Genomic DNA, 13,650 nt, shown 5'->3' on the forward strand with positions numbered 1-13,650 from the left:
CCGTCGGCCTTTGTGCGCCGTAGACTGTAGGCGAAAGACAATTCATAATTGGCTTTCGCAATGCAGCGGCCACGCTGCCCAGGAGGGGACCGCGATGTTGTCGACAGGACTGCCGCAGGGAGCGGTGCCCAAGCTCGAACGGCCCGGCCCGTTGCGCGACCGCGTCTACGAGGCGCTGCTCGAACTCATCACCACCCGCGCCCTGGCGCCGGGCCAGCACCTCGTCGAGAGTGAGCTCGCCGGACACCTCGGGGTGTCCAGGCAGCCCGTGCGCGAGGCCCTCCAGCGGCTCAGCACCGAGGGCTGGGTCGATCTGCGGCCCGCCCAGGGTGCCTTCGTGCACGAACCGACCGAGGAGGAGGCGGACCAGCTCCTGACGGTCCGCACGCTCCTGGAGGCCGAGGCCGCCCGGCTCGCCGCCGCCAACGCGGGCAGCGAGGCCATCGCCGCCCTGGAGGAGCTGTGCGCGGAGGGCGAGCGCGCGGTCGCCGCCGACGACGTGGACGCCGCGGTCGTGACGAACGCCCGGCTGCACGCGAAGGTCATGGAACTCGCGGGCAACACCGTCCTCGCCGAACTGGCCGCACAGGTCGACCGGCGCGTCCGCTGGTACTACACGCCGGTCGCCCGGCAGCGCGGCCGGCAGTCCTGGATCGAGCACCGCCAGCTGATCGCGGCGATCGCGGGCCGCGACGAGCAGGGCGCCACGGCGGTCATGCGCGCGCACACGGAGCACACGCGGAAGATGTACCACGAGCGGGAGAGGTAGGCCGGGGGTTCGACCCTCGACCGCGCCCCCTCCTCACGGTCCCCTCTCCCCACGTCCCCCCTTCTGACGGGCCGCGACCTCGGTCGTGGCCCGTTCGCCTGCGCGCGGAAGCCTCTTTGTCCTGTCAGTGGAGAAAGTTGGCGGCAATCTGTGCGCGACTTCTTCCCACCCCAGGCAGCCGCTGCTACGTTCCACTCGAAAGCAGGCCCGGCGAACCGGCCGGAACTGGTGGACGCAAGCCGATCGAGGCGGGGAGGGGCTCGTGAGACGTATGACGGCACGACCCGCCAACGCGCACCAGGCCCGGCTGTTGCGGCTGTTGCGTGACGGCGGCCCCAACTCCCGTGCCCAGCTGGGCGATCAGGTCGACCTCTCGCGGTCGAAGCTGGCCGTCGAGGTGGACCGGCTCCTGGAGACCGGACTCGTGGTGGCCGACGGACTCGCCGCGTCCCGCGGTGGCCGCCGCTCCCACAACATCCGGCTCGCGCCGGCGCTGCGCTTCCTCGGCGTCGACATCGGCGCCACCTCGATCGACGTGGCCGTCACCAACGCCGAGCTGGAAGTGCTGGGACACATCAACCAGCCGATGGACGTCCGCGAGGGCCCGGTCGCGGTCTTCGAGCAGGTCCTCGCCATGGCGGCCAAGTTGCGGGCCTCGGGACTCGCGGAGGGATTCGACGGCGCCGGGATCGGCGTACCGGGACCGGTCCGTTTTCCCGAGGGCATCCCCGTCGCCCCGCCGATCATGCCCGGCTGGGACGGCTTCCCCGTCAGGGAGGCACTCAGCCAGGACCTCGGCTGCCCGGTCATGGTCGACAACGACGTGAACCTGATGGCCATGGGGGAGCAGCACGCGGGCGTCGCACGCTCCGTGGGCGACTTCCTCTGCGTCAAGATCGGTACCGGTATCGGCTGCGGCATCGTCGTCGGCGGCGAGGTCTACCGCGGTACGACGGGAAGCGCGGGCGACATCGGGCACATCCAGGCCGTGCCCGACGGCCGCCCGTGCGCCTGCGGCAACCGAGGCTGCCTGGAGGCCCACTTCAGCGGCGCCGCGCTCGCCCGCGACGCCACGGACGCCGCTCATCAGGGGCTTTCCACGGCCCTCGCGACCCGGCTGGAGGCGAACGGCAGTCTGAGCGCCGTCGATGTCGCCGCCGCTGCCGCCGCGGGTGACGCCACCGCGCTCGACCTGATCCGCGAGGGCGGCAACCGCACCGGCCAGGTCATCGCCGGCCTCGTCAGCTTCTTCAATCCGGGCCTGGTGGTGATCGGCGGCGGGGTGACGGGTCTCGGCCACACCCTGCTCGCCGCGATCCGCACCCAGGTCTACCGCCAGTCGCTGCCTCTGGCGACCGGCAACCTTCCCATCGTGCTGGGGGAGTTGGGCCCGACCGCCGGAGTCATCGGCGGAGCCCGGCTCATCAGCGACCACCTGTTCTCACCCGCGTAACCACTCGGTTCGACGGATCACCAGCACAGCGCCCTGCTCTGCCCTGCCCTCAACATGCCCGTTCAGCACGCGCACCGCCCTGAAACCGGCCCGCACGCCTGCCAAAGGGAACAGTCATGGCACCAGAACCACCGCTGCTCACCATGTCCGGAATCACCAAATCGTTCCCCGGCGTCCGGGCCCTAGACGGCGTCGACCTCGACGTCCAGGCCGGCGAAGTGCACTGCCTGCTCGGCCAGAACGGCGCCGGGAAGTCCACCCTGATCAAGGTCCTGGCCGGCGCCCACCAGCCCGACGACGGCACCATCAGCTGGCGCGGCGACCTCGTCACCCTGCGCTCGCCGATCGCCGCCATGCGCCTGGGCATCGCCACCATCTACCAGGAACTCGACCTGGTGGAGGGCCTGTCGGTGGCCGAGAACGTCCACCTCGGACATGAACTGACGACCGCCGGTTTCGTCGTGCGGGGCAGGGCGGCGAAGGAGGCGACCGCCGCTCTCCTCAAGCGGCTCGGCCACCCGGAGATCGATCCCGCCCGGCTCGTCGGTGAACTGTCGGCCGCCCAGCAGCAGATCGTCTCCATGGCGCGGGCGCTCTCCCACGACGTACGGCTCATCGTGATGGACGAACCGTCCGCCGCCCTCGACCCCGACGAGGTCGACAACCTGTTCCGCATCGTCGCGGATCTCACCGCGGCCGGCGTCGCCGTCGTCTACATCTCGCACCGCCTGGAGGAGATCCGCCGCATCGGCGACCGGGTGACCGTCCTCAAGGACGGCCGCGCCGTGGCGGGCGGACTGCCCGCCAAGTCCACGCCGACGCGCGAGGTCGTGTCGCTGATGACGGGACGCAATGTCGAGTACGTGTTCCCGGACCGGCCCGTGACGCCGCATGCCGGGGAACCCGTTCTCCAGGTCAAAGGCCTCTCCCGGGCGGGGGAGTTCGAGGCGCTCGACCTCGACCTGCGGCCCGGCGAGATCGTCGGACTCGCCGGACTCGTGGGCTCCGGGCGCTCCGAGATCCTGGAGACGATCTACGGAGCGCGCAAGGCGACGCACGGCCAAGTCCTCGTTGGCGGACGGGTGTTGCGGCCCGGCAGTGTGCGCGCCGCCGTACGCGCCGGGCTCGGGCTCGCACCCGAGGAACGCAAGGCACAGGCGCTGCTGATGCTGGAGTCCGTCACCCGCAACGTGTCGGTGTCGTCCATGTCCCGCTTCTCGCGCGGGGGTTGGATCGACCGGGGCGCCGAACTCGGCGCGGCGCGAGCCGCCACCCGCGAGCTGTCGCTGCGCCCCGACAACCCGTCCGCACCGATCCGGACGCTGTCCGGCGGCAACCAGCAGAAGGCCGTGCTCGCGCGCTGGCTGCTGCGCGGCTGCCGGGTGCTGCTGCTCGACGAGCCGACCCGGGGTGTCGACGTCGGCGCCCGCGCCGAGCTCTACGCCGTCATCCGGCGGCTCGCCGACGAGGGCCTCGCCGTCCTGCTGGTCTCCAGCGAAGTACCCGAAGTACTCGGCCTCGCCGACCGGGTGCTCGTCCTGCGCGAGGGGCGGGTCGTCCACACGGCCCGCGCCCAGGAACTCGACGAACACCGTGTCCTCGACCTCGTCATGGAAGGAACGTCAACGTCATGACGCAGCCAGCGTCACCTCCCAGGCCCGGTGACATCCGCAAGGTCCCGCCGGTGGACCGGACTCCAGGACCGTGGCGGACCGTCACAGCCCGGGCCGACGTCCGTACGCTCTCCCTCCTCGGGGTGCTGGCCGCCCTGATCCTCATCGGCGGCATCACCAAACCCGACGAGTTCCTCGACACCCGCAACCTCCAACTCGTCCTCACCCAGGCCTCGGTGATCGGCGTCGTCACCGTCGGCATGACCTTCGTCATCACCTCGGGCGGCATCGACCTGTCGGTCGGCGCGATCGTCGCCCTCGCCTCGGTGTGGGCCACGACGGTCGCCACCCAGGACTTCGGCTTCGCGGGCGTCCTCTTCACCGCCGTACTCGTCGGCGTCGGCTGCGGTCTGGTCAACGGCCTGCTCATCGCGTACGGGGCGATGGTCCCGTTCATCGCGACGCTGGCCATGCTCGCCTCGGCCCGCGGACTGGCCCTCCAGATCACCGACGGCAAGACGCAGATCGTCGACATCGACAGCATATTGAAGCTCGGCGAGCGTGACTCGTACGTGCTCGGCGTACCGCCGCTCGTCATGGTCTTCGCCGTCGTCACGATCATCGGCTGGTTGCTGCTCAACCGCACCACCTTCGGCCGCCGCACGGTCGCCGTCGGCGGCAACGCGGAGGCGGCGCGGCTGGCGGGCATCGACGTCCGGCGCCAGCGGCTCTACCTGTACCTGCTCTCCGGACTGTGCTGCGGCATCGCCGCGTTCCTGCTGATCATCCTGTCCGGATCGGGCCAGAACACCAACGGCAACCTGTACGAACTCGACGCCATCGCCGCCGCGATCATCGGCGGAACGCTGCTCAGCGGAGGCCGCGGCACCATCGTCGGCTCGGTCCTCGGCGTCCTGATCTTCACCACGATCACCAACATCTTCGCGCTCAACAACCTGCAGAGCGACGTCCAGCAGATCGCCAAGGGCGCGATCATCGTGGCCGCCGTGCTCGTCCAGCGCCGTACCGCAAGCACGACCTGAGGAAAGGGCCCACCGCCATGCCAGAGCTCACGAGCCGCAGAGGACTGCTCTTCGGGACCGCCGCCGTCGGGGCCGGGGTCCTGCTAGCCGGGTGCACCAGCAACGAGTCCGACGACGATGCTGCGGCGAACGACCAGCCGGCCGCCTCCGACACCCCCGGCAAGCCGGTCACCATCGGCTTCGCCGGGCCGCAGGCCGACCACGGCTGGCTCAACGCGATCAACGACAACGCCAAGAGCCGCGCCAAGAAGTACTCGGACGTGACGCTGGAGATCACCGAGGGCTCCAACGACACCGCCGCCCAGATCGGCCAGATCGAGACCCTGATCAACAAGAAGGTCGACGTACTGGTCGTACTGCCCGCCGACGGCAAGGCGCTCACCCAGGTGGGCCTCCAGGCCATGCGGGCCGGCATCCCGGTCGTCAACCTCGACCGAATCTTCAACTCACCGCAGGCGTACCGCTGTTGGATAGGCGGCGACAACTACGGCATGGGTCTCAACGCCGGTCACTACATCGGCGAGAAGCTCAAGGACAAGCAGAACGCCAAGGTCATCGAACTCGCCGGGCTGGACAACCTGGAACTGACCCAGCAGCGCACCCAGGGCTTCGACGCGGCCCTGAAGAACTACCCGAACATCAAGAAGGTCGCCCGGCAGGCCGCCGACTTCACCGTCGAGTCGGGACAGGCGAAGATGTCCCAGCTCCTCCAGGCCCAGTCGAGCTTCGACGCGCTGTGGAACCACGACGACGACCAGGGAGTCGGCGCCCTGCGCGCCATCGAGCAGGCCGGGCGGGACGACTTCCTGATGGTCGGCGGCGCGGGCGCGCTCTCCGCCATGCAGGCCATCGAGGCGGACGACGGCGTCCTCAAGGCCACCGTCCTCTACCCGCCGACCATGGCGGCCTCCGCCATCGACCTCGCCCGCGCGCTCGGCCAGAGCAAGGGCATCGGCGGGCTCGCCGAGTTCGAGATCCCGGCCTCGCTGACGCTCTACTCGGCCGTCGTCGACAAGGCGAACGTCGCCCAGTACATGTCCACCGGCTTCAAGTGAGGCGACCGGCACCAGGGGCCTGGCTCTCGAGACCAGGCCCCACCCCCACCGCGCCACGACGACGAGGAGGACATCCGCATGGGACAGCCGCACCAGGGCGACGAGGTCGAGGCAGCCGCCGGGGCGCCGGCGGACGCCGAGGCCGAGAAGCCGCCATTGGGCGTGGGCATGGTCGGCTACGCGTTCATGGGCGCCGCCCACTCACAGGGCTGGCGCACCGTGGGTCACGTCTTCGACCTGCCGCGCCGACCGGTCCTCGCCGCCGTCTGCGGCCGTGACGGCGAAGCCGTCCGGGCCATGGCGGACCGGCAGGGCTGGGCGGCTGCCGAGACCGACTGGCGGGCGCTGATCGCCCGGGACGACGTGGACCTCGTCGACATCTGCACCCCCGGCGACACCCACGCCGAGATCGCCGTAGCCGCCCTGGCCGCGGGCAAGCACGTGCTGTGCGAGAAGCCCCTCGCGAACACCGTCGCCGAGGCCGAGGCGATGGTGGAGGCGGCCGAAGCGGCCGAGAAGCGCGGCCAGTTGGCCATGGTCGGCTTCAACTACCGTCGCCTCCCCGCGACCGCACTGGCGCGGACGATGGTCGCCGAGGGGCGCCTCGGAGCGCTGCGGCACGTCCGGGTGACGTACCTTCAGGACTGGCTGGTGGACCCGGAGTTCCCGCTCACCTGGCGGCTGCGCAAGGAGTACGCGGGCTCGGGCGCGCTCGGCGACCTTGGGGCGCACATCATCGACCTCGCCCAGTATCTGGCGGGGGAACCCGTCGTCGGCGTCTCCGCGCTCACCGAGACCTTCGTCCGCGAGCGACCGCTGCCCGACGCCGCGACGAGCGGTCTCTCGGCGGCATCCGGCTCGGGAACCGGCGGTCTCGGCCCGGTCACCGTCGACGACGCCGCCCTCTTCACGGGCCGCTTCGCCTCCGGCGCCCTCGCCTCCTTCGAGGCGACCCGGTTCGCGACCGGCCGCAAGAACTCGCTGCGCATCGAACTCAACGGCGAGAAAGGCTCGTTGGCCTTCGACCTGGAACGTCTCAACGAGCTCTCCTACCACGATCACGCCGAACCCGGCGCGCACGCGGGCTTCCGCCGCATCCTGGTCACCGAGCCCGACCATCCCTACCTGGAGGCCTGGTGGCCGCCGGGCCACGGCCTCGGCTACGAGCACACCTTCGTGCACCAGGCCCGTGACCTGGTGCGGGCCATCGCGGCCGGCCGGCGGCCCGTGCCGTCCTTCGCCGACGGGCTCCAGGTGCAGCGCGTGCTCGCGGCGGTGGAGGAGAGCGCCGAGAAGAACTCCGTCTACACGCCCATAGCGGTTCGAGGAGGCCTTTAGCCATGCCGCGTACCTTCACACTCTTCACCGGCCAGTGGGCCGACCTGCCCCTCGAGGAAGTCTGCCGACTGGCGCGTGACTTCGGTTACGACGGACTCGAACTCGCCTGCTGGGGCGATCACTTCGAGGTCGACAAGGCACTCGCGGACCCGTCCTACATCGAGTCCCGGCACGCGCTGCTCGACAAGTACGGCCTCAAGTGCTGGGCGATCTCCAACCACCTGGTAGGCCAGGCCGTCTGCGACGCCATCATCGACGAACGCCACAAGGCCATCCTGCCCGCCCGGATCTGGGGCGACGGCGAGGGCGAGGGCGTGCGGCAGCGGGCCGCCGCCGAGATCGCCGACACCGCACGCGCGGCGGCCGCCTTCGGCGTCGACACCGTCATCGGCTTCACCGGCTCCGCCATCTGGCACCTGGTCGCGATGTTCCCGCCCGCGCCCGAGTCGATGATCGAGCGCGGATACCAGGACTTCGCCGAACGCTGGAACCCGATCCTGGACGTCTTCGACGCACAGGGTGTCCGGTTCGCGCACGAGGTCCACCCCAGCGAGATCGCCTACGACTACTGGACAACCCACAAAGCCCTGGAGGCGGTCGACCACCGGCCCGCCTTCGGCCTCAACTTCGACCCGTCGCACTTCGTGTGGCAGGACCTCGACCCGGTCGGCTTCCTCTACGACTTCCGCGACCGGATCTACCACGTCGACTGCAAGGAGGCCCGCAAGCGGCTCGACGGCCGCAACGGCCGGCTCGGCTCGCACCTGCCCTGGGGCGACCCGCGACGCGGCTGGGACTTCGTCTCCGCCGGGCACGGCGACGTTCCCTGGGAGGACGTGTTCCGCATGCTGCGGTCCATCGACTACACGGGTCCCATCTCCGTGGAGTGGGAGGACGCCGGGATGGACCGGCTGCAGGGCGCACCGGAAGCCCTGACCCGTCTCAAGACCTACGATTTCGATCCGCCGTCGGCTTCCTTCGACGCGGCGTTCGGCGGCAACGACTAGGCCGCACAACCCAGTTCAGCTCGCGCGGTCCGGTTCTCATCGCGCCCTTCACTTCGCGCGGTCGTCCTGTCGCGCGGTCCACATGGCACATCACACAAGGTTCCGGGGTGACGGCGCACCCCGGCGTATCGCCGCAGTGCGGCACCCGCCCGTACGACCAGCCCCTTCATGGAGGCATTTCGTGCACCCGTACGCCAGTAAGAGGAAGAACAGAAACCACACCGGACCCCCGAGACTTCGCGGGGCACTCGCCCTGCTGAGCGGCGTGATGCTCGCCGCCGCCTCCCTCACCCTCACCGCACCCGCGGCCGGTGCAGCCGTCGCCGATCCCGGCCGAGTCACCGCCGCTGCCGAGGACTTCCAGCAGGTCACCCTCGCCAAGGGCGAGCCCGAGGTCGGCGAGCCCATGTCGCTGGCGGTGCTGCCTGACCGCTCGGTCCTGCACACCTCACGCGACGGCGAGCTCCGCCTCACCGACAGCGCGGGCAACACCGAGCTGGCGGGCAGGATCGACGTGTACTCGCACGACGAGGAGGGCCTCCAGGGCATCGGCATCGACCCCGGTTTCGCCCAGAACCGCTTCATCTACCTGTACTACGCGCCGCCCCTGGACACCCCCGCGGGCGACGCCCCCGAAACCGGCACGGCCGCCGACTTCGCGCCCTTCGACGGCGTCAACCGCCTCTCGCGGTTCGTCCTGAACGCCGACGGCACCCTGGACAACGCGAGTGAGAAGAAGATCCTCGACGTCGAGGCCTCCCGCGGCATCTGCTGCCACGTCGGCGGCGACATCGACTTCGACGCGGCCGGCAACCTCTACCTGTCGACCGGCGACGACTCCAACCCCTTCCAGTCGGACGGTTTCGCACCCCTCGACGAGCGCACCGACCGCAACCCGGCCTTCGACGCCCAGCGTTCGGCCGGCAACACCAACGACCTGCGCGGCAAGATCCTGCGCATCAAGGTGAACGCCGACGGCTCGTACTCCGTCCCGGACGGAAACCTCTTCGCGCCCGGCACGGACAGGACGCGTCCCGAGATCTACGCGATGGGGTTCCGCAACCCGTTCCGCTTCAGCGTCGACAAGGCGACGGGCATCCTCTACGTCGGTGACTACGGCCCCGACGCGGGTGCCGCCGACCCGGCGCGCGGTCCCGCGGGACAGGTCGAGTTCGCCCGGGTGACCGCCCCCGGAAACTTCGGCTGGCCGTACTGCACGGGCGACAACGACGCCTACGTGGACTACGACTTCGCGACCGGCACCTCAGGCGCGGCCTTCGACTGCGCCGCCCCCAAGAACAACTCCCCCCACAACACCGGTCTCACCGATCTGCCCCCGGCCCAGACCGCCTGGATTCCCTACGACGGCGCGTCCGTACCGGAGTTCGGCAGCGGCTCGGAGTCCCCGATGGGCGGCCCGGTCTACCACTACGACGCCGCGCTCGACTCGCCGGTGAAGTTCCCCGAGGCGTACGACGGGGACTTCTTCGCGGGTGAGTTCGGCCGCCGCTGGATCAAGCGGATCGAGTCGGACGCGAGCGGCACCGTGCAGTCCATCAACGACATTCCCTGGACCGGCACCCAGGTGATGGACATGGCGTTCGGCCCTGACGGCGCCCTGTACGTCCTCGACTACGGCACCGCCTGGTTCGGCGGCGACGAGCACTCGGGGCTCTACCGGATCGAGAACGCCACCGACGGGCACTCCCCGGTGGCGCAGGCAACCGCCGACCGCACCTCGGGACAGGCGAAGCTCAAGGTGAAGTTCTCCTCGGCCGGTTCGACCGACGCCGACGGCGACGCCCTCACGTACAGCTGGGACTTCGGCGACGGCGGCACCTCGACCGCTGCCAACCCCACCCACAAGTACAAGAAGAACGGCACCTACACGGCGACACTGACGGCCAAGGACCCGACCGGCCGGACCGGAAGCTCGAGCGTGCAGATCGTGGTCGGCAACACCGCGCCGACGGTCACGCTCCAACTGCCGCAGGACGGACAGCTCTTCAGCTTCGGTGACACGGTCCCCTTCAAGGTGAGGGTCACCGACCCCGAGGACGGCAGAAACATCGACTGCACCAAGATCACGGTCAACTTCGTCCTCGGCCACGACAGTCACGGCCATGTGCTGACCTCCGCCAAGGGCTGCACCGGCACCATCGTGACGGGCGCGGGCGACGGCCACGACGACGACGCCAACATCTTCGGGGTCTTCGACGCCGAGTACACCGACAACGGTGGCGGCGGCCAGGCTCCGCTGAGCAGCCACGACCAGGCCGTCGTGCAGCCCAAGCACCGCCAGGCCGAGCACTTCGGCGACTCCTCCGGAATCTCGGTCATTGCCAAGGCGAGCGCCCACGGCGGCGAGACGGTCGGCGACATCGACAACGGCGACTGGATCTCGTTCACGCCGTACGTGCTGAGCAACGCCCAGAAGATCACGGCGCGCGTCTCGTCCGCCGGCGCCGGCGGCACTCTCCAGGTCCGCGCGGGCTCCCCGACCGGCAGGCTGCTGGGCACCGCGACCGTGCCGGTGACCGGCGGCTGGGAGACCTTCCAGGACGTGAGCGCGGATCTGTCCCGCGCGCCCCGCGGCACGACCTCGCTCTACCTCGTCTTCAAGGGCAGCGGAACAGGCGCGCTGTACGACGTGGACGACTTCACCTTCACGACCACCGGCTGAGGGGGTGTTGCTCTGATGCGCGCACCCGCGCGAGTCATGACGTCCGCCGCGGCCGCGGCCGTGCTCATCGGCTGTGTGTCGGGGCCGGCCGCCTCGAAGGGAGCGGACGGGCCGCGAGTCCTGGTCTTCTCCAAGACAGCCGGCTTCCGGCACGACTCCATACCCGAGGGGATCACGGCCTTACGCGAACTGGGCACGGCGGGCGGCTTCACCGTCGACGCCACCGAGAACGCCAGGGCCTTCACCAACGGCAACCTCGCCCGGTACGACGCCGTCGTCTTCCTGTCCACCACGGGCGACGTCCTCAACGCCCCCCAACAGAAGGCATTCGAGCGGTACATCAAGCGGGGCGGCGGCTATGTGGGCGTCCACGCCGCCGCCGACACCGAGTACGACTGGACCTTCTACGGCGGTCTCGCCGGGGCGTACTTCCAGTCGCACCCGGCGATCCAGCCCGCGACGGTCGACGTCGAGGACCGCGCACACCCGGCGACCTCGGGACTGGCGCGAGCGTGGAACCGTACCGACGAGTGGTACGACTACCGGTCCAACCCACGGGAACACGCCCACGTCCTGGCCTCCCTCGACGAGGCGTCGTACACCGGCGGCACGATGGGCGGCGACCATCCGATCGCCTGGTGCCAGGAGTACCGGGGCGGCCGCGCCTTCTACACCGGGGCCGGACACACCAAGGAGTCGTACGCCGAACCCGCCTTCCGCCGGCACCTGTTGGGCGGAATCCAGTACGCCGTCGGTGACGCACAGGCCGACTGCCGCCCGGAGAACGGCTACCGGCCGCTCTTCGACGGCACGGCCGAGTCGCTGGCGGCGTGGAAACAGGCGGGACCTGGTTCGTTCTCGCTCGGCGACGACGGCACGCTGACGACGAACGGCGGCCTGGGGATGCTCTGGTACGCCGGCGCTCCCTCGGGTTCCGGCCCGGCCCCCGGCTTCGGCGCGTACTCGCTGAAGCTGGACTGGAAGGTGGCCGGGGACGACAACTCCGGTGTCTTCGTGGGCTTTCCGGCCTCCGACGACCCCTGGTCGGCCGTGAACAACGGCTACGAGGTCCAGATCGACGCGACCGACGCACCCGATCGCACCACCGGGTCCGTGTACAGCTTCCAGTCCGCCGACCTCGAGAAGCGCGATCGTGCGCTGAACCCGCCCGGCGAGTGGAACACGTACGAGATCCGCGTGGAGGGCGAGCGGCTCCGCGTCTGGCTCAACGGCGTGAAGGTCAACGACTTCACCAACACCGATCCGGCCCGGAGCCTGCGTGACGGGCATGTCGGTATCCAGAACCACGGAGCCGACGACCAGGTGTCGTTCCGCGACGTCCGGATCAAGGAACTGCCCGCGCGCACCGGAGCGCCGGGCGACTGAGCGGCGGCGGGCGGGAGACGCCGTACTCCCGCCCGCCGTCTTCGCCCCGTCGGTTCGCGTCACGTGAGTGTTCCGCGTTTTCCCGTCTTCCGTGTGTTCCGCGTTGTGCGTACGACAAGGAGGCTGCCCATGTCCGCGTCCCTTTCCGAACCCCGGGTGGGGGTGTGGCTGATCGGAGCACGCGGCTCCGTCGCCACCACCGTCGTCGCGGGCTGCGCGGCCGTCACCGCGGGCCTGCACGGCCCGACGGGCATGGTCACCGAGACCGGCGTCTTCTCCGGCTGCGACCTGCCCCCGTTGTCCTCTCTCGTCTTCGGCGGCCACGACACGGTCGACTGTCCGCTGCCCAAGCGCGCGGAAGCGCTGGCCGCGGGTGGCGTCCTGCCGCACGGTCTGCCCTCGGCGGTCTCGGCCGAACTGGCCGCCGCCGACCGGGAGATCCGCCCCGGCGGCCCCGCCCCCGGCGACACCCGGGACCCGGCCGAACTCATCGCGGCCTTCGCCGCGGACATGCTGGATTTCGTACGGCGATGTGGCCTGGACCGGGCTGTCGTGGTGAACGTGGCCTCCACGGAGCCCGCGCCCACCGGAGACGCGCTGCCGGCGAGTTCCCTGTACGCGGCCGCCGCCCTGAGCGCCGGCTGCCCCTACGTCAACTTCACGCCCTCCACCGGCCTGCACCACCCGGCGCTGGCCTCCCTGGCCGAGTCCAGCGGTCTGCCCTATGCGGGCCGCGACGGAAAGACCGGCCAGACCCTGCTCCGATCCGTGCTCGGCCCGATGTTCGCCCAGCGGGCCCTGACGGTGCGGGCCTGGTCGGGCACGAACCTTCTCGGTGGGGGCGACGGCGCCTCCCTCGCCGACCCGGCCGCCGCCGCGGCGAAGAACGCCGGCAAGGAGCGGGTGCTGGCCGACACCCTGGGCGCCGCCCCGGAGGGCGAGGTCCACATCGACGACGTCCCCGCCCTGGGCGACTGGAAGACCGCCTGGGACCACATCGCCTTCGACGGTTTCCTCGGCACTCGCATGATCCTCCAGACCACCTGGCAGGGCTGCGACTCCGCCCTCGCCGCCCCGCTGATCCTCGACCTCGCCCGCCTCGCCTCCCGCGCCCACGACGCGGGCCTTTCCGGACCCCTGAGCGAACTTGCCTTCTACTTCAAGGACCCGGTGGGTGAGGCGCCCGCTGGCCTGGGGGAGCAATACGTCGCTCTCGCGGCCCTGGCGGAACGACTCCGCCAAGCCTCGACCTCGACCTCGACCTCGGCCGCGACCTCGGCACCGGGAGAGGCGGCGCTGTGAG

The 13,650-nt window shown here is 70.5% G+C and carries 10 protein-coding genes; all 10 read left to right on the forward strand.

Annotated features, from left to right (window positions below):
* The first annotated feature begins 94 nt into the window (after positions 1-94).
* The 10 genes from ACIBLC_RS02990 to ACIBLC_RS03035 all read left to right on the forward strand — a co-directional run bounded on the left by ACIBLC_RS02990 (position 95) and on the right by ACIBLC_RS03035 (position 13,649).
* Entirely contained in the window at positions 95-769 is a 675-nt protein-coding gene (locus ACIBLC_RS02990) for a GntR family transcriptional regulator (protein ID WP_399208847.1), read from the forward strand.
* Positions 770-1,040: 271 nt separating this feature from the next.
* Positions 1,041-2,222 (forward strand): ROK family protein, encoded by a 1,182-nt coding sequence (locus ACIBLC_RS02995; RefSeq protein WP_399209269.1) that lies wholly within the window; start codon positions 1,041-1,043, stop codon positions 2,220-2,222.
* Positions 2,223-2,338: 116 nt separating this feature from the next.
* Entirely contained in the window at positions 2,339-3,856 is a 1,518-nt protein-coding gene (locus tag ACIBLC_RS03000) for a sugar ABC transporter ATP-binding protein (RefSeq protein WP_399208848.1), read from the forward strand.
* Entirely contained in the window at positions 3,853-4,878 is a 1,026-nt protein-coding gene (locus ACIBLC_RS03005; RefSeq protein ID WP_399208849.1) for an ABC transporter permease, read from the forward strand. Before ACIBLC_RS03000 ends, ACIBLC_RS03005 begins: the two co-directional genes overlap by 4 nt.
* A gap of 17 nt (positions 4,879-4,895) precedes the next feature.
* Positions 4,896-5,933, forward strand: coding sequence for a substrate-binding domain-containing protein (locus ACIBLC_RS03010; protein WP_399208850.1), 1,038 nt, complete (start codon positions 4,896-4,898; stop codon positions 5,931-5,933).
* A gap of 78 nt (positions 5,934-6,011) precedes the next feature.
* Positions 6,012-7,271 carry a Gfo/Idh/MocA family protein gene (locus ACIBLC_RS03015; RefSeq protein WP_399208851.1) on the forward strand — a complete coding sequence of 420 codons (1,260 nt, stop codon included), beginning with the start codon at positions 6,012-6,014 and terminating at the stop codon, positions 7,269-7,271.
* Positions 7,272-7,273: 2 nt separating this feature from the next.
* A complete protein-coding gene (locus ACIBLC_RS03020; protein WP_399208852.1) occupies positions 7,274-8,278 on the forward strand; it encodes a sugar phosphate isomerase/epimerase family protein in 1,005 nt (334 codons plus the stop codon).
* Positions 8,279-8,459: 181 nt separating this feature from the next.
* Positions 8,460-10,961, forward strand: coding sequence for a PQQ-dependent sugar dehydrogenase (locus ACIBLC_RS03025; protein WP_399208853.1), 2,502 nt, complete (start codon positions 8,460-8,462; stop codon positions 10,959-10,961).
* Positions 10,962-10,976: 15 nt separating this feature from the next.
* Positions 10,977-12,347 carry a ThuA domain-containing protein gene (locus tag ACIBLC_RS03030; protein ID WP_399208854.1) on the forward strand — a complete coding sequence of 457 codons (1,371 nt, stop codon included), beginning with the start codon at positions 10,977-10,979 and terminating at the stop codon, positions 12,345-12,347.
* Positions 12,348-12,476: 129 nt separating this feature from the next.
* Positions 12,477-13,649: an inositol-3-phosphate synthase gene (locus ACIBLC_RS03035; RefSeq protein ID WP_399208855.1), complete on the forward strand. Its 1,173-nt coding sequence runs from the start codon at positions 12,477-12,479 to the stop codon at positions 13,647-13,649.
* Position 13,650: the final 1 nt, after the last annotated feature.

The organism is Streptomyces sp. NPDC050535, from assembly GCF_044457665.1.
Taxonomy (GTDB): domain Bacteria; phylum Actinomycetota; class Actinomycetes; order Streptomycetales; family Streptomycetaceae; genus Streptomyces.

What these genes read in the sequence shown, in the direction of transcription:
- ACIBLC_RS03015 (WP_399208851.1), top strand. Translation starts at nt 6,012, where the DNA reads ATGGGACAGCCGCACCAGGGCGACGAGGTCGAGGCAGCCGCCGGGGCG.
- ACIBLC_RS03000 (WP_399208848.1), top strand. Translation starts at nt 2,339, where the DNA reads ATGGCACCAGAACCACCGCTGCTCACCATGTCCGGAATCACCAAATCG.
- ACIBLC_RS03010 (WP_399208850.1), top strand. Translation starts at nt 4,896, where the DNA reads ATGCCAGAGCTCACGAGCCGCAGAGGACTGCTCTTCGGGACCGCCGCC.
- ACIBLC_RS03020 (WP_399208852.1), top strand. Translation starts at nt 7,274, where the DNA reads ATGCCGCGTACCTTCACACTCTTCACCGGCCAGTGGGCCGACCTGCCC.
- ACIBLC_RS02990 (WP_399208847.1), top strand. Translation starts at nt 95, where the DNA reads ATGTTGTCGACAGGACTGCCGCAGGGAGCGGTGCCCAAGCTCGAACGG.
- ACIBLC_RS02995 (WP_399209269.1), top strand. Translation starts at nt 1,041, where the DNA reads ATGACGGCACGACCCGCCAACGCGCACCAGGCCCGGCTGTTGCGGCTG.
- ACIBLC_RS03030 (WP_399208854.1), top strand. Translation starts at nt 10,977, where the DNA reads ATGCGCGCACCCGCGCGAGTCATGACGTCCGCCGCGGCCGCGGCCGTG.
- ACIBLC_RS03035 (WP_399208855.1), top strand. Translation starts at nt 12,477, where the DNA reads ATGTCCGCGTCCCTTTCCGAACCCCGGGTGGGGGTGTGGCTGATCGGA.
- ACIBLC_RS03005 (WP_399208849.1), top strand. Translation starts at nt 3,853, where the DNA reads ATGACGCAGCCAGCGTCACCTCCCAGGCCCGGTGACATCCGCAAGGTC.